This is a genomic window from Cognatishimia sp. (genome assembly GCF_049116455.1).
In the GTDB taxonomy this organism is placed as follows: domain Bacteria; phylum Pseudomonadota; class Alphaproteobacteria; order Rhodobacterales; family Rhodobacteraceae; genus Cognatishimia.
In genome coordinates this window covers 489146-506174 of the sequence record NZ_JAGDYW010000003.1, presented here as the reverse complement: position 1 = coordinate 506174, position 17029 = coordinate 489146, and the positions used below count along the sequence as shown (strand labels likewise).

Here is a 17029-nt window from a genome sequence, read left to right as displayed (position 1 = left end):
ATTGGTATGAAGGAAATTGCCACTTTTGGATTAGGTTCCCTGCGGATTTCCGCAGGGTCTTGCACTAGGCACTATGAAGGTTGGTTCAAAAGTGTCGTTGATCCACTTTCAAACAGTGTTCCGACCGTTTTAAAGACAGACAGCGTGTCTAAGAGTTCGGCATTGGAGGATACGCCAACTTTTTCATAGATCATTTGAATTTGATTGCGCACGGTCTTTGGGGATCGGTCCGAAATCGCTGCGATGGCAGCCACATTTCGACCCATAAGCAGGCTTTTGCAAACTTGGGATTCTCGCGCGCTTAGATCAAAGACATCCTCAAGCAGGCCCGTGTTCACAGCATCCTGTTCTGATTGCCCGACAAAGATTGCAAACATGCGTTCTTCGTCCAGCAGATGTCGATCAATCGCGCTGGCATCTTGCATCGAAGGGCGAAACGGGGAAATCGCAAGCATCAAAGGGCTATCATCTGTTTCAATGCGCAACCCACTTTGCACAAGGTCTCGACTGGTGAGGTTGAGCTTGTGGTAAAGATCCGCAGTGTCGTAACTATTGGTTAGTTTCACGGTCCCATCCGCGGCCAATCGGAAGGGGTTTGCGCGTTTTAAGGCTTGGCGGCCGGCTTTGTTCCCGAAAAGGTATCTGCCTTTCACATCTGTCACCAGCATCGGCAAAATGATCCCATCAAAGAACCCGCTGAAAGCTTCGGTCGCTCGTTTGGCCAGCGTCAGGGCACGCGCCAATTGGCTTGCACGTACAGCATGTGGTGCAAGCAGTTTAAGGACTTGGAAAAGGGGGGCGTGTATCTTTTTTTCCAAGGACTTATCTTCAGGGATTGGAAACCCCAGAAACGCACCTCGGTCGCCGTTGTGATCGACTTTCAGGTGCAAAGAATTCCGGTACCCGGACGGCTGTAGAAAATCTGTATAGCAACGCGAATTCAAAAGTTGATGTTCTGGAAAATATCGAAAGGTTCTGACGACGTACCCATTAGGTGTGCGTTTGACCGCATCCGCGATGGTCTCCCCGACGTCGGTCCTCATATTGAATTCAAAGGATTTGGGAAATAGCGCACGTTCACCAGCGCTGATGTATTCTGGAAGCATGGTGTCTCCATCATACCCCCAAGCGACAGCACCGACGCCAGGAAACATTTTACTGATCTTATTCAGCAATGTTTTCCATTGAACTTCTTCAAAGGCTGAATCGTAAACAACCCCGATCAGTTCCGAGAGTTCCTCTGATGTGAATGACAACTTATCCATGGCGGTATTTTACATGAATTTGCCCATAGCCAATGGGTAAAATTACCCAAAAGCGCTTGGGCAAGCCTACTCATGTAATGCTTTCACGAGCGCGCAATAAATGAGGTCGTTGTTATTGGAGTAAGTACAAATGACCCTCAAAGCACATTCTTCCAGTCAATGGGCGGGCTCTGGCGATCGGCGATTTAATATGGCACGCCGCAGTCTGATAGGCGCGATTGTCGGAACGCTGAAATCAAATCTGTTGCGTGTATTCAGTATGCCAAGAATTTTGCCTGGCCGCTGGTACCTTTAAAGCAGCGCCTCTTTATCCAACCCCAGCTTCACAATCTTCTCGTTCAACGTCCGTCGCCCAATTCCCAAAGCTTCGGCGGCGGCATCCATCCGGCCTTCTTGGTCTTTTATGGCTTTGGCAATCATCTCACGTTCTAAAGCAGCAACGGCTTCGCGCAGGGTGGCGGGCATTTCTTCTGTCGCGGCTCCGGAGATCGCCTCAGCCAGCGAGCCACGCCCCCTGCGGGCCGCAAGGATGCGGCGCTCGCAGGCATGGCGCAATTCGCGCACATTGCCGGGCCAGTCATGTGACAGCATCGCCGCCAGATCTTCGCGCGATACAGCTGGCACGTCGAGTTCGTAAATCCGGGCGTATTCTTCTAAGAAATGTGTGGCCAGAACAATCAAGTCGTCGCGGCGTTGTCGCAAAGGCGGGACCGTGAGGGCGACGGTGTTTAACCTAAATAAAAGATCACGGCGCAGTTGCCCGGTCCCGACCGCTTTGCCAATATCTTGGTTGGTAGTCGAAATCACCCGAAAGGCCACAGGAACCGGTGTGGTCGCGCCGATGGGCAGCACCTGCTGATCCTCGATGACGCGCAAGAGTTTGGCCTGGACTTCTGGCGGGCAGGCGCAGATTTCATCCAGAAAAAGCGTACCCCCCGAAGCAGCGGTCAATCGACCATCGGTTTGTCCAGCTTGGCCGGCAGTGCCAAACATCTCTGCTTCAAACCGATCTGAATTCAAAGCTGCACAATTGAGGGCAAGAAAAGGCGCATCCGGATTTGAGCCCAGATCATGCAAAGCCCGAGCCACTAATTCTTTGCCGGTGCCCGTTTCGCCCTCGATCAAGACTGCAGCGTTGGTTTGGGCAAAATCTAAAATGTCATCGCGTAGTTCAGATACGGAATCGGTTTGCCCCAATAACACCCGATCCAAGCCCGACAGGCGATAAAGCCGCTCTTTGAGCCGATCATTGTTCTTACGCATACGGTATTGTTCCGCGGCGTGTATCAGCACTGTTAGCAACCTGCGCGGCTCATATGGTTTTTCTAAAAAACTATAGGCCCCAGCCTGCATGGCTTGCACGGCCATTGGGATATCGCCATGGGCGCTGATCAGAACCATAGGCGGGGCTTCTGCGTCTAGGCTTTCAAGCAGCTCGAGGCCTGACATGCCAGGCATACGCACGTCACTTAGGATCACATCAGGCAGCGATGATTTCAAATGCGCGGCAACCTTATCGGCGCGGGGAAGGGCTTCGACTTGCCAGTCTGCTGCTTCCAACAGGTCTACAAGCGAGTGCCGCATACCTGTGTCATCATCCACCACCAGAATTCGAAACGGGTTTTGCTCGCTCATGTAGATTGATCCTTATTCAAAGCCTGTGTTGCCTCCGATTTCGAATGAGGCTGCGATAAGGGGAGAGATACGCGGAAGACTGCGCCGCCGCGTTGTGCATTACGCGCGCTCATTTCTCCACTGTGGTCTTCGACAATACTGGCAGATATGGCCAGACCAAGTCCCATACCCTGACCGCTTTCCCGTGTAGTCACAAAAGGTTCCTGCAGTTCTGCCAAAGTGGTCTCGCCAAGCCCATGGCCACTGTCGCGGATTTCAAACCATGCGGTCTGCGCCTCGTGTCCAACAGATACTGCAAGTTGGGGGGTATCGCTGTCTTCCATGGCGTCGATGGCATTGCGCAAAAGGTTCGTCATTACCTGTTCAAGGCGCAGCCGGTTGCCGCGTACAAGAAGCGGTACATCAGGCAGCTCTAGATCTACGCTGACTTCTTTAGTGGCGATATTGGGATCAACCAGCGCAAGGGCTGCGCGCATTGCAGCGCCTAGATCAACGTCATCAAAGGGATCGTTTTCAGAACGCGCAAAGAACTTCAATTGTCGGGTGATGCCTTCCATGCGATCAACAAGCCCAGTGATTTTCCCAGTGAATTTGGGTTCCGCCTTACCGCCGATTTCAGCCGCAGCGACATGGTTGCGCATCGCGGCAATCGGTTGGCCCAGCTCGTGGGTTACGGACGCTGCAAGCTGGCCCAATGCCGCCAATCGGCTGGCCTGTTCCAATTCTTTCTGAGTGCGTTGCAGACGACGTTCCGCCGTGCGGCGTTCTTCGATTTCGACTGCAAGCCGTTCATTTGCGCTGCGCAAAATGGTTTCTTCTTTTTTTGCCCTCGCCAAGGCACGGGCCACGCGACGGGCGCGCTGGATTTGTGCGGCGATCAGCAAAGCCCCCGCAAGAAGCACAACCGCCGCCGTCACCAGCCAACTGCGGGTAATGGCCTGATCGTCGCTTGCAAAATAATGCAGCGTCCAGCCATGCGGCAGATCATTGGCCAATAGGTGAATCCGTTCCACTCCCGCAATATCAGCGCGCTCTGGACTGATTTGTGTCCAATCTAACGCCGTTAGCGGCTGCCCGGTGAATTGCCGCGCGGCAAGGATGGATTGGCGCTGGGCGTCTGAGAGCGGCAGAAGTGTCTTATAGCGCCAGGTCGCTTCGGAAGATAACAGGATCACCCCGTCTTCATTCGCCAAAAACACCTGTTCGCCTGCGTCCCGCCAGCGTTCTTCTAAGGTTTCAAAGGCGATCTTAATGGCGATCACACCGGCCACGGTGCCATCCGGATCCAGCACAGGGTCGGCGATAAAATAGCCGGGCAGCCCCGTTGTTGCACCAATGGCATAAAATTCGCCTGTGTCCCCAGCTAAAGCAGATTGGAAATAGGGGCGAAAGCCGTAGTTCTGTCCGATAAAGCTGGATGGCAATGCGTGGTTTGAAGCCGCCACCGTCTCGCCATCTGGTGTCATGAGATATATCGCATCGAGCCCTGCGGCATCCGCCATACCGGTGAGCCGCGCATTCAATATCCCGGTTTCAGCGCCCAACGCGGTGTCCAGAACAAAACTATCGCGTGCCAAGACATAGGTCAGATGCGAGAACCGATCGATTTCCGCCACAACAGAGCTGCGATAAAGCGAAAGCCGCCCCTCGGCGCGCGCCTGTTCCTGTGCTGTGAACCACAAATGCGAAGTCTGAAAGCCCGCAACGGCCAAAACCACAGTCACCAAGACCGGTAAAATATAGCGAATGGACAGCATGTATCCCTTTCATCTGGTGTGGCTTGGAACGGATTGGCGCGGCGTTTTATGCGGGCGCATAGGCCCACTCGAAACGGCAAAGTAAGACCAAGGTCCACTCTTAGACAAGCGAAACTGTCGCGAACGTATCAGTAGCATATTCAATGGCTCGATAATTTACGTCTCAACCTACGATTTTTGCATGGGTCATATGCGGGGCTTGTGATGGGGCGTATTGCCCCAAATATAGCGTCATAATACTGGGCGCTCTTGACCTTGCAGGATAGGGCAGTCACACACACGCAAGATCACGAAATGAGGGCCACATGGCGCGCAATCCGACCCCGAATAAGGCTGATGAAGAACGAGCAAAGTCCAAGAACGTTGGCGCTCTGCGCGAGCTTGCACCGTTTTTGCGCCCTTACCGTATGTTGGCCGTTCTGGCTGGGTTTGCACTGGTTCTGACCGCAGGTATTTCACTGGTGATGCCAATCGCAGTACGCCGTGTGGTGGATAATTTCAGCACTGCAGATGCAGCACTTCTGGATCAGTATTTCCTATCTGCGCTGGGCATTGCTGCACTTTTAGCGTTGGGGACAGCCCTGCGTTACATGCTGGTCACCAAGCTGGGCGAGAGGGTTGTTACCGATATTCGCAAAGCCGTTTTTGATCGCATCATCGGCATGAGCCCATCGTTCTTTGAAAACATCATGACCGGCGAGGTCCTAAGCCGTATCACCACTGACACGACGTTAATCCTGTCTGTGATCAGCAGTTCTATTTCGATTGCCCTGCGCAATATGCTGATACTTGCAGGTGGTTTGGCCTTGATGCTGTTCACCTCGCTCAAGCTGACAAGCCTTGTTTTGCTAATTGTGCCCATGGTGGTAGTGCCGATCCTTGTACTAGGTCGCCGCCTGCGCAAACTGTCGCGTGAAAACCAAGATTGGATTGCTGAAAGCTCTGGCAACGCCAACGAGGCGCTGCTTTCCGTTCAGACGGTGCAGGCTTTTACACATGAACGCGAAAGCCGTCAGACCTTTGCCGAGGTTACTGACCTTTCTCTGAAATCCGCGCTGCGTCGCGTGAATACGCGCGCCCTGATGACCTCGATTGTGATCTTTCTGATTTTCTCGGGTGTAGTTGGTGTATTGTGGATTGGGGCCAATGATGTGCGTCTTGGCTCCATGAGCCCCGGAGCGTTGATCCAATTTGTGATCTATGCGGTGATGGTTGCTGGCTCTGTCGCAGCCCTGTCCGAAATCTGGGGCGAGTTGCAACGCGCAGCTGGCGCGACAGAACGTCTGGTCGAACTGCTGCAAGTCGAAGATAGTGTCAAAGATCCGCAAGATCCTGAGTTTATGAACGATGAAGTGCGCGGCGAGATCAGATTTGAAAACGTCAATTTCAACTATCCTGCGCGACCAGATATTCCAGCCTTGCAGGACGTAAACCTGACCATCAAACCGGGTGAAACCGTTGCGCTGGTTGGCCCATCGGGCGCTGGTAAAACGACGATCATTCAAATGATCCAGCGGTTCTATGACCCTTTGAGCGGCCAGATCACTCTGGATGGCATGCCGTTACAAATCATGGATCGTCACCACTTCCGCCAGCACATGGCGCTGGTGCCGCAAGACCCGGTGATTTTTGCCGCAACTGCGCGTGAAAACATTCGCTTTGGCCGGCCAAATGCCACAGATGCAGAAGTCGAAGCCGCCGCGCAGGCTGCTGCTGCGCATGATTTCATCGCCAAACTGCCAGAAGGCTACGACAGCTATGTCGGCGAGCGCGGTGTTATGCTGTCAGGGGGGCAAAAGCAACGGATCGCCATCGCCCGTGCGATCCTACGCGATGCGCCTGTGCTATTACTTGATGAGGCGACTTCTGCACTGGATGCAGAAAGCGAACGGCTGGTGCAGCAAGCGGTGGATGAGCTCGCCGAAACCCGCACCACCATCATCGTGGCACACCGCCTTGCGACCGTGAAAAAGGCGGACCGGATCATCGTGATGGATCAGGGCGGCATCGTTGCTCAGGGCCGTCATGACGAGCTGGTCGCACAAGATGGCCTTTACGCAAAACTGGCGCGTCTGCAATTTACAGACGGGTTAGCGGCATAAATTTTCCCGTTTAACGGTTTTCAAACCTTTTCGCTGTTGCTGGACGCAAGGTCGGCGCTAAAGTTGACCTGCGGGTAAGCTTGCGTTTTTCAATCGGCTTTTGCCAGAGTTGAGAACGCCAGTTGCCCGGAAGAGGCGGGCAGGGCCGTTTGAGGGGAGGATACCTATGACTTTTGCATCCTTGGAGGATCGCAACGCTTTAGATCAGGAAATGCCATGGGCCGAGCGCGATGTCGCCAAGACCATGTATCAATTCTTGACGCGTACCAGAGATCGGTTCCCCGATCGGCCAGCTGTGAGCTATCAGCTGACGTCTGGTCCCAAAGACAAGGCGGAAACGCTAACCTGGGATGAGCTACACAAAATGACGGTACAGGCGGCCAATATGTTCCGCGCGCTTGGCATCGAGGAAAATGACACCATTGCCTATGTGCTGCCGAATGCGCATGAGACTCTGGTGACGCTGCTTGGCGGCATGATCGCGGGCATCGCCAACCCGATCAATCCGCTGCTGGAACCGGAACAAATCGCTTCCATTCTGCGCGAAACCAACGCCAAAGTTGTTGTCACGCTCAAAGCCTTTCCCAAAACCGATGTGCCGCAGAAGGTTGCAGAGGCCGTGCGCCATGCGCCTGGTGTACACACGGTTCTGGAGATCGATTTGCTGCGCTATCTGACCCCGCCAAAAAGCTGGATCGTGCCGCTGATCCGACCAAAAAACAAAGGCGAGCACCACGCCAAGGTTATGGATTTCCGCACCGAGCTGTTCAAACACAACACCACGCTCGACTTCGAAGACAGCGCGGGTGATCGCGTTGGGGCCTATTTCCACACCGGCGGAACGACGGGCATGCCGAAGGTGGCGCAACACCGCTATGAGGGCATGGTGTACAACGGATGGATCGGCAATACGCTGCTCTTTACCGAGCAAGACAATATCATGTGCCCGCTGCCTTTGTTCCATGTGTTTGCCGTTCAGGTGATCATGATGTCAGCGATTGCATCGGGGGCCCATGTGGTCTTCCCAACCCCGCAGGGTTACCGCGGTGACGGGGTGTTTGATAACTTCTGGAAGCTTATTGAACGCTGGAATATCACATTTATCATCACGGTTCCTACGGCAGTCTCTGCGCTGATGCAGCGCCCAGTGGATGCCGATATTTCCTCTGTTCAGGTCGCCTTCTCAGGCTCTGCCCCAATGCCGATGGAGCTTTTTAAACGGTTTGAAAGCGCATCAGAGGTTAAAATTGTTGAAGGCTACGGCCTGACCGAGGCCACCTGTCTTGTGTCCTGCAATCCGGTGGATGGTGAAAAGAAAGTCGGTTCTGTCGGCATCCCATTCCCGCATACCGAAGTGCGCATTGTCACCCAGACAGCAGATGGACCTGTCGAATGCGCCACAGATGAGGTCGGTGAGATTTGTGTTGCAAACCCAGGCGTTTACGCCGGTCACACCTATACAGAAGCGGACAAGAACATCGATCTCTTTCACGCCGACCGCTTTCTGCGTACGGGTGATTTGGGACGCGTTGATCAGGACGGCTACCTCTGGATCACAGGTCGTGCCAAAGACCTGATTATTCGCGGCGGACACAATATCGACCCGGCGGAAATCGAGGAAGCGCTGGTGCAACACCCTGCAGTGGCCATGGCCGGTGCGATTGGGCAGCCGGACAGCCATTCCGGTGAACTGCCTTGCGCATACGTTGAACTGGTAGATGGCGCAGAGGTGGACGCGGAAGAGCTGCGCACTCATGCCAAAACCTTGGTGCACGAACGTGCTGCCCATCCAAAACACGTTGAAATTCTGTCGGAGCTGCCAAAAACCGCAGTTGGCAAGGTCTTTAAACCCGACCTACGCAAACGAGCCATCACGCGTGTTTATGACGCGGCATTTGAAGAGGCTGGTTTGACTGCGCGTGTTGCTGAGGTGATCGATGACAAAAAACGCGGTCTTGTTGCGCGACTTGATCAAAACGGTGCTGATGAAGATGCGGTGACTCATCTTTTGGGCAATTTCACCCGCCCGTGGGAGTGGGTCGACACGTAATTATCGCCTGACAATTGCCCGATAAATAGGTTCATTTGACTTTCACCTCTTTTCAAACGCGCATGATATCGCTAACAGGGGGTGAAAGCCGCGTGGGGAGGACGTTGCATTTCAGATGCGATGGCTTGCCTCCTGCGTATACTCAGGCATTCTGTTTGAACAGCAGACCATAGGGCAGACCGCATGACTCATATTCTGGCCATCGACCAAGGCACCACTTCAACCCGCGCAATTGTCTTTGACGCTCAGATGAAAATCATCGCCAGCGCGCAAGAAGAATTTACCCAGCATTTCCCGTCCTCGGGCTGGGTGGAGCACGATCCAATGGATCTGTGGAACACAACCCTTTCTACCTGCATAGGCGCGGTGGCTAAGGCGGGATTGCAGATGGTCGACATCACGGCGATTGGCATTACCAACCAGCGCGAGACGACTTTGGTTTGGGATCGTCAGACTGGTGAACCAGTTCACAACGCCATCGTCTGGCAGGACCGTCGCACCGCCGAAATTTGCCGGATTTTGAAATCCGAAGGCCATGAAGAGCTGATCACCAAAACCACTGGCCTGCTGCTGGACCCATATTTCTCTTCCACCAAGGTGAAGTGGATTTTGGATCACAATGAAGGCCTCCACGCGCGTGCACGCCTTGGTCAGCTGGCATTCGGCACCGTGGATAGCTGGATCATCTGGCATTTGACAGGCGGTAAGCGCCACGTGACGGACGCGACCAATGCGGCACGCACCATGCTCTATGATATTCACAAAGGCGAATGGTCATCAGAGGTTTGTCAGCTGTTGGATATTCCACAGGCGATCCTGCCGGAAGTGCTTGATTGTGCGGCTGATTTCGGCGTGACCGATGCGGATATCTTCGGAGCCGAAATCCCAATTTTGGGCGTCGCAGGCGATCAGCAAGCGGCGACCTTGGGCAATGCTTGCTTTGAACCGGGCATGTTGAAATCCACCTATGGCACCGGGTGTTTTGCTTTGCTGAACACGGGTGATACGCCTGTGCGCTCAGAAAACCGGCTTTTGACCACAATTGGTTATCAGTTGGACGGCAAGCCAACCTATGCTTTGGAAGGTGCGATCTTTATTGCTGGGGCCGTGGTGCAATGGCTGCGTGATGGGCTGGGGATCATCGATGATGCCTCTGAAACGCAGAAACTGGCCGAAGAAGCGGATAAATCTCAGGATCTGATCTTGGTACCTGCCTTTACGGGCCTTGGGGCGCCTTATTGGGCACCAGATTGCCGAGGTGCGATTTATGGGCTGACCCGTGGCTCTGGCCCTGCCGAATTTGCGCGGGCGGCGTTGGAAAGCGTCGGCTTCCAAACGCGAGATTTGCTAGAGGCGATGCGCCGCGATATGGGCGATAGCGGAAAGGCGCAATTGCGTGTGGATGGTGGGATGACCGCCAGCGATTGGGCCATGCAGTTCTTAGCAGATATTACCGGCGCACCTGTGGACCGACCAACGGTTTTGGAAAGCACCGCCTTGGGCGTGGCTTGGCTTGCTGGTATGCGGGCAGGGGTCTACCCATCGCAAGAAGAGTTTGCGGCGAGCTGGGCGCTCGACCGCACCTTTGAGCCGATGATGCAAGAACCTTTCCGCGAAGATCGCTATGCGGCTTGGAAGAAAGCCGTGGACGCAACCCTTTCAGTCTAAACCTGATTGACCTCGTCTAGGCGCTATCGCAAGAGAGCTGCAGGATCTTTGATCGCCAAGGTGAGGAAATGCTATGAATTGTGCCCTTTGTTCAGCAACAACGAACTTGCAAGACTTCGCAATTGCGCCGCGCGAGGACAGCTTGACCCTGTGTGAACACTGTTTTGCAGGGGCAAACGGCGCAATTGAGGATACACCGCATTGGCAATGCCTCAATGATGCGATTTGGACGCAAGATGCTGCTACTCAGGTCTTGGCGTATCGGTTGCTGAAGGCTTTGCCACAAGCGCCTTGGGCGCGGGATTTACTGGATATTGCCTACCTGGAACCTGACACATTAAGTTGGGCCAATGCGGCCGACATCACGACAGCTAATGCCGAAACCGAAGTTATTCATCGCGATAGCAACGGTGCGGTGCTTGAAGCTGGCGACGCGGTTGTTCTGATCAAAGACCTACCCGTCAAAGGGGCGGGCTTCACAGCAAAACGCGGCACTGCGGTGCGTAACATCTCATTGGTTATGGACAACGCTGATCAGATTGAGGGCAGGGTTGAAGGCCAGCGCATTGTAATTCTGACGAAGTTTGTGAAAAAGAGCTGAGTGCTCTTATTTCCACTGATCGGTGTCGATCCAGATGGTAACAGGGCCATCGTTGATCAAAGAAACCTTCATGTCGGCCCCAAAGATACCTTTGGCAATCGGAACGCCAGTCTTTGCCAGCGCGTCGGCAAAATACTCATAAAACGCATTGCCTTCTTCGGCGCCGCAAGCGCTTGAAAATCCGGGGCGATTGCCGTTTTTGGTGTCCGCAGACAAGGTGAACTGGCTGACCACCAAAGCCTTACCGCCAATGTCCGATACTGATTTGTTCATCTTGCCGTTTTCGTCGGTGAAAATGCGCATTTTGCTAATTTTTGCAGCCAGCCGATCTGCATCGGCTTCGGTGTCGCCTTTCATGGCGCAGATCAGAACGAGCAGACCTTTGTCGATCTCCCCCACAACTTCGCCGTCCACACGCACAGCAGCTTCGGACACACGTTGGATCAATGCGCGCATAGGTCTAACCTTTTGATACTATTGGTTCATCGCCACGACATAGCCCACGCCTGCCGCTACGGCTGCGCCGACTACCACGGCAATTGCAATCTTCCAAGCGGACCAAGGGCGCTCTCCCTGAACGCGGCCCGTTCGGCCATTCACCACAAAGCGATAGGTCTTGCCGCGGTATTTGTAAGCCGCCATCCAGACCGGTAGCAGGATGTGTTTGAAGGTCACATCGGAAACTGCCGTTTCGATATTATGTACCCTTTGGCGATCGCCACCGATGTCAAATTTCACATCGCGCAGGATCACGCGGTCCATATGGGCGCGAGCCTCCACGAACCCTTCTTCCAGCTCTACGGCATAGCCTTCGGCGCGGAACCCTGCGAGGAATTCCGGACGGTAGGGCTCTAGGGCGCCCAAATCCCAAGGTTGCAACGCATCGGTGAATTTCTTTGGCAGGCTTTTGGAGGCCAGGACCAGCACATCATCAAAAAACCGCGCAACCCGGCCAGAGACATTTCGCCAACGCACCTTGGTGACGCGCTGCTGCTCTTGTTTGCCATTGCGCGTGACTGTGCGGGTTTCATGATATTCGGTGCCACGCTCGCCGCGATAGCTGGATTTGGTATCGGCATCGAAAGTCCAATAGGGGACATAAATGCCATCCATCTTGCGCCCTTTGCGCGCGTATTCCTGCAATCCGTTTGGCGCGAACCACAGTTTGCCAAGCCAGTCGGTCATGGCTTTATTCGCCGCACGTTCATTCAACGCAAACGGCAAGACACCTTTAGGTTTGATATGGCGATGTTTGCCTGTGTCGGTGACGACGGGTGTGGCGCAAAACGGGCAGTCTTTGGAATGGGTGACTGCATCAAATTCGACCTGCGCCGCACAGTTAGGGCAGGTCGATACGCGGGTCTCTTCAATCTCTTGTGCGGGCAATTGATTGTTGATGGCCGTGATGAAGTCGAGCTCGTTTATGGACCCTTTCCACGGACCCATGTCTTTCATTTCAGAGGTATTGCCACAGTGATCGCAGACGAGCTGCGATGCTTTCGGGTCAAACCTGAAATCCGCCCCGCATTGATCGCAAGGAAATCGGTGCGCCGCTTGTGGCGCAGGGGGTGGGGGCGGCATATCTGTCATGATCGTCCGGGTTTTTTATTAAGTCAGAGGCGAATATTATGCGCCAGGCGGTGGCGGTGGCGGCATGATGGTAAAGAGCTGTGCAAGCTCTTGAACATCGCCCGCGGCTTTCCATCCATCTTGACCCGCAGTCCAAACAAATGTCTCGCGCTTCAATGTGCCCTCGGCAGCCATCTGACCTAAACGTGCTTTAGAAAACGGCCCAGTTGTTTTGCCATTCTCAGCGATGTGCCAAACGTGCTCGACCGGAGGAGGCGGTGGGGCAGGTTGTGCTGCCTGAGGGGCCGCGCCCCAAGGACCGGCGTTGTTACCGCCGCCCATCATACCCTGCGCCATCTGCATACCCAAGCCAGCACCCATGCCCATCCCCATGGAGTCGCCCGCTGCGCCACCTGTTGTCAGGGCTTCAGCCGCCTTCCATTTCATGTGGTCATTCAGGTTGCCCGCGATGCCGCGTGATGTGCGGTCATCCAGTGCTTGCTCGACGGCTGGCGGCAGCGAGATATTTTCGATGTAAAGCTCTGGGATCGAAAGACCATATTGCGCGATCACCGGATCGATTGCCTCTGCAACGATCTTACCAAACTCAGCGGTGTTGGCGGCCATATCCAGTACGGGGATACCCGAACCTGCAATGACGCGAGAGAATTCTTGTACGATGATATTGCGGATCTGGAATGAGATTTCATCCATGGTGAACTCACCATCGGTGCCGACGATCTCGGTCAGGAAACGCGCTGGATCTGCGACGCGGACCGAGTAGGTGCCGTAAGAGCGCAGACGCACTGGGCCGAACTCTGGATCACGCGCCATGATTGGGTTTTTTGTACCCCATTTCAGATCGTTAAAGCGCGTTGTGTTCACGAAATAGATCTCGGATTTAAACGGGCTTTTGAATCCGTGATCCCAGTGCTGAAGCGTGGTCATCACCGGCATGTTGTTGGTCTCAAGCATGTAAAGACCGGGAGTGAAGACATCCGCCAGTTGACCTTCGTGCACAAAGACCGCTGCTTGGCCTTCGCGAACCGTCAGCTTGGCACCATATTTGATTTCGTGATCTTCGCGTTCAAAGCGCCAGACCATCGTGTCACGTGTGTCGTCCGTCCAGTGAATGACGTCGATAAATTCGCCTGTCAGAAAATCGAAAATACCCATGGGACACTCCTTACTTCATACTTGGTTGATCATAGCGCCTGCGCGGTTAGGGCGCGGGCCATTTGTTTCACGATAGGGCGGGCTTCATCCGCTGTCATGCCGATCTTAAGCCGTGGATCATATAGCATTTGCAACAGCTTTTCATCGTGGCTTGTGAGAAAGGCGAACTCGTCATCGTCGTTAAAAATTGAAGGTCGCGCGTGGCGGCTGTCGTTCAGCAGACCAAGGCCTTGCGCGATTTCTTCGTGATAGCAGGTCTGGCGCAGCAAATCCGGGTGTTCTGCGCGCACTATGGCGACGGCGGATTTGATCTGCGGCACCGCGTCATCGGCACTATTGGCAAGGATCAGGCAATGCATGTCGCGCGGCAGGTTCTGGATGATGGCGCGCGAGGCGCTCGATAGCCCCGGCAGAACCTCGTTGATGCGGGCCTGCATGGTGCCGCGATCGTCTTCGCCAAAGACGAAGACATGGAAATTGGGGCGCAACGGGTTTGTACGGATCGGATGCGAAGTCAGTCGGGCTAGCCGACCGGCAAAAGCGTCGATGAAAGCCTTGTCAGCTGTGCGTTGCTCACCGGTGACACTGGGACCGAACTCGACCTTGATGCGCACTGGATCTTGCCAGCGCACCAATTGGCGGGCTTCACCATTCGCACTTTGAAGACGGGTGCCAACGGCATGTTCGTCATAAAAGGCAATGCGTTCGAAATTCCGCGCCAACATATCAGAGGTATAGGGTGTATCTGGCCCGCCGCCGTCCTTACGCAACAGCCCTTGCACCAAAAGGTCAGCCTGTAGGTTCGAGTAGTATGTCCCAATCGCAGCACTCTGCGCGCTGGGAGCTGCCGGCAGCGGAAGCGCAACCGGCGTGGGTTTGATTGGAACATCATTGCTTGCAACAGTGCAGGCGCTCAGCGCGCCTGCGGTTGCCATCAATTTTAAGATGTTCCAACCCACTGGTTTTTACTCGCTACCAGCCGCAGTTGCGACCGTGTCGCCAAGCCCTGTTTTCTTAGCCTTCGCAGCAGCGAGGGTATCGCGCAGCTCTGCTTCCATAGATTTCAACTCTTCTTCGGCTGCGGCACGTTTTGCCTTACCTTCGTCTGCGATCTGCAGGCTTTCTTCGATGGTGCCGATCAGGTCTGCATTGGCCTGTTTGACCGCTTCGATGTCAAACACTCCGCGCTCCATTTCTTCGCGGATCATCTTGTTGCTGTCGCGCAGGTTCTTCGCGTTCGACGTCAGCAACTCGTTGGTCAGATCGTTGGCATCTCGCACCGCGGCGGCTGCTTCGGCAGAGCGTTGGATGGTGACAGCCTGTGCCAGCTGAGTTTCCCAAAGCGGTACTGTGTTCACGAGGGTCGAGTTGATCTTGGTGACCAAAGACTTGTCGTTTTCCTGAACCAAGCGGATTGAGGGCAGGGACTGCATGGTCACCTGACGGGTCAGTTTCAGATCATGCACACGGCGTTCCAGATCGTCACGCGCTGCGCGCAGGTCACGCAGTTCTTGCGCTTTCATGACCTGTTCGTTTTCAGGGGCTGCCTGTACCTCTGCTTCTTTTGCTGGGATCACTGTTGAATCCAGCTCAGCAATCTTGGCTTCACCGGCCGCGATATACAGCGCTAGCTCGTCATAGAAGCTCAGTGTTTTGTCATAGAGCACATCCAAAGACTTGATGTCTTTCATCAGAGTGTGCTCGTGATCCAGCAGGTTTTCGGTGATGCGGTCGATCTGGTCTTGGACTTCTTCAAAACGCGCTGTGAACTTCGCAAATGGCGCGGCGCGACCGATCAGTTTTTCCCAGAAAGAACGTTCGCGACGCACGTCCAGCTCTGACACGGAAAATCCGCGAATGGTGGTCACGATATTGCGCAGGCTGTCACCGGCTGGACCCACATCTTTGTTGCGCACATCCTGCAGCATCGCTTGGCTGATTTCTTGTAGCTCGGATTGCGCATTGGATCCGAAAGTCACGATGGAATTCGTGTCGCTCATGTCGAGCTCGGCCATGCGTTTGGTGATTTCTTCGCTGGTGGGCGCATCCGCATCCGCAAGCGGCACGATGGCGTTTGCTTCAATCGGTGCGGCCAGAACCACAGCATTGATTTCTTCTACTTCGGCCAAGGCGGCTTCGGCTTTTTGACGTACTGAGTCAGACATTTAATTCCCCTCGTTGGATAGAGATTTACGCATCATTCCGGATGCCTTCGCGTTGCAGCCGTTCCCGCAACACGTCGATTTCGATGGACAGATCAGAGTGATCATTTTCTAGAAGTTTCCGCGTGCGTGCCGCGAAGTTTTGCTCAAGGTCGTCCAGTAGAGTGGCGTAGCTTGCGCGCGCTTCAGAGCTTTGGTTGCGGCTAAAGACGTCGGCGAATTTCACCGTCGCGTCGCGCGCGCCTTTTAAGTAAACACTCAGATATTTGCGCGCTGCTGTTAGATCGCGTGGATCATCCTCGATTGAGCGAAAGAGATCACGCGCGGTTTTTTGAAACTGATCCACGCGGCGTTCCATCTGGCGATCGCCGGAACGTAGGATCGCATCTGACATAGCGGCCAGGTGGTTTTCAGCTTCTTCCACCGCGCGGGCCACACGGTCAGTTTGGAATTGGTCGATGCCTTCCGCACCTTTGTCGCTGAGCGGATCAAACCCAAAGGCAAAACTATGCAGCACTGTGCCCAGCACCGCAAAAATACCCGCTTCAACCACGCCAAACCCGGTGAACCCTGCGATGCCAAGGCCGAGGCCAGTCAGCAGGGAACCCACTATTTTTCGTGGCAGGGCCGGGCGGCGCGCTACTTTGCGCGCATCATAGGCTTCATGGGCAAAGATACCTTCGCGGGTCATCCAAGCGGCCAATAGTAAGATCCCTAGTGCAACGAGATATTGGGCCATGCCAATGGGGGATGAGGTGAAAGCGTTCCAGATCAACGGCAGCGGCGCGATGAAGAGCATATTGGTGCGCCCACCCGCTTTGCTGCGTTTTGCATTCAGAAACGGGCCAGGCTTTTGTGCCTCATGGTCGCTAGACGCGCCATCTGGGCTGAATTTTCCGCCATATCGTTTCGCCATTATGCGCCGCCTCCTGCGATAGAGACGTAGAACATCAATATGACAAGCAGAACAAACGCCAGCTTTTGCAAACCCGTTTGGGACATAAACGAAGAACCCCCAGTAACCCTGCCAAAAACTTAGGAAGT

At 54.5% G+C, this 17029-nt stretch carries 13 protein-coding genes; 4 read left to right on the top strand and 9 right to left on the bottom strand.

What is annotated here, in order from left to right; genetic code table 11:
• Positions 1 to 71: 71 nt before the first annotated feature.
• The 3 genes from JXQ85_RS07440 to JXQ85_RS07430 form a co-directional block, all read right to left on the bottom strand.
• Entirely contained in the window at positions 72 to 1265 is a 1194-nt protein-coding gene (locus tag JXQ85_RS07440; protein WP_421748251.1) for a helix-turn-helix transcriptional regulator, read from the bottom strand.
• A 291-nt stretch (positions 1266 to 1556) separates the two neighbouring features.
• A complete protein-coding gene (locus JXQ85_RS07435; RefSeq protein ID WP_421748250.1) occupies positions 1557 to 2900 on the bottom strand; it encodes a sigma-54-dependent transcriptional regulator in 1344 nt (447 codons plus the stop codon).
• Complete coding sequence (locus JXQ85_RS07430; RefSeq protein ID WP_421748248.1) at positions 2897 to 4657, bottom strand: sensor histidine kinase; 1761 nt, start codon at positions 4655 to 4657, stop codon at positions 2897 to 2899. The genes JXQ85_RS07435 and JXQ85_RS07430 overlap by 4 nt, the downstream gene beginning before the upstream one ends.
• Positions 4658 to 4962: 305 nt before the next feature.
• Here JXQ85_RS07430 and JXQ85_RS07425 point away from each other — a divergent pair, with 305 nt between their 5' ends.
• The 4 genes from JXQ85_RS07425 (at position 4963) to JXQ85_RS07410 (ending at position 11078) form a co-directional block, all read left to right on the top strand.
• Complete coding sequence (locus tag JXQ85_RS07425; protein ID WP_421748247.1) at positions 4963 to 6759, top strand: ABC transporter transmembrane domain-containing protein; 1797 nt, start codon at positions 4963 to 4965, stop codon at positions 6757 to 6759.
• 166 nt (positions 6760 to 6925) lie between these two features.
• Positions 6926 to 8809 carry an acyl-CoA synthetase gene (locus JXQ85_RS07420; RefSeq protein WP_421748246.1) on the top strand — a complete coding sequence of 628 codons (1884 nt, stop codon included), beginning with the start codon at positions 6926 to 6928 and terminating at the stop codon, positions 8807 to 8809.
• A gap of 183 nt (positions 8810 to 8992) precedes the next feature.
• Positions 8993 to 10477, top strand: coding sequence for a glycerol kinase GlpK (gene glpK / locus JXQ85_RS07415; protein ID WP_421748245.1), 1485 nt, complete (start codon positions 8993 to 8995; stop codon positions 10475 to 10477).
• A 73-nt stretch (positions 10478 to 10550) separates the two neighbouring features.
• Positions 10551 to 11078, top strand: a complete 528-nt coding sequence (locus JXQ85_RS07410; protein ID WP_421748244.1) for a PhnA domain-containing protein — start codon at positions 10551 to 10553, stop codon at positions 11076 to 11078.
• A 6-nt stretch (positions 11079 to 11084) separates the two neighbouring features.
• Here JXQ85_RS07410 and dtd read toward each other — a convergent pair whose 3' ends face one another.
• From dtd to JXQ85_RS07380, 6 genes are read right to left on the bottom strand one after another with little or no spacing between them, the layout of a single operon-like run.
• The gene (gene dtd, locus JXQ85_RS07405) at positions 11085 to 11534 is read right to left on the bottom strand and encodes a D-aminoacyl-tRNA deacylase (protein ID WP_421748243.1); all 450 of its coding nucleotides are present in this window, start codon (positions 11532 to 11534) and stop codon (positions 11085 to 11087) included.
• A gap of 18 nt (positions 11535 to 11552) precedes the next feature.
• Entirely contained in the window at positions 11553 to 12668 is a 1116-nt protein-coding gene (locus JXQ85_RS07400) for a primosomal protein N' (replication factor Y) - superfamily II helicase (RefSeq protein ID WP_421748242.1), read from the bottom strand.
• A 36-nt stretch (positions 12669 to 12704) separates the two neighbouring features.
• Positions 12705 to 13823 (bottom strand): SPFH domain-containing protein, encoded by a 1119-nt coding sequence (locus tag JXQ85_RS07395; RefSeq protein WP_421748241.1) that lies wholly within the window; start codon positions 13821 to 13823, stop codon positions 12705 to 12707.
• 29 nt (positions 13824 to 13852) lie between these two features.
• Positions 13853 to 14758, bottom strand: a complete 906-nt coding sequence (locus JXQ85_RS07390; RefSeq protein ID WP_421748240.1) for a DUF2927 domain-containing protein — start codon at positions 14756 to 14758, stop codon at positions 13853 to 13855.
• A gap of 30 nt (positions 14759 to 14788) precedes the next feature.
• Complete coding sequence (locus JXQ85_RS07385; RefSeq protein ID WP_421748239.1) at positions 14789 to 15988, bottom strand: toxic anion resistance protein; 1200 nt, start codon at positions 15986 to 15988, stop codon at positions 14789 to 14791.
• Between the two features lie 25 nt (positions 15989 to 16013).
• The gene (locus JXQ85_RS07380; RefSeq protein WP_421748238.1) at positions 16014 to 16901 is read right to left on the bottom strand and encodes a 5-bromo-4-chloroindolyl phosphate hydrolysis family protein; all 888 of its coding nucleotides are present in this window, start codon (positions 16899 to 16901) and stop codon (positions 16014 to 16016) included.
• Between the last annotated feature and the right edge of the window lie 128 nt (positions 16902 to 17029).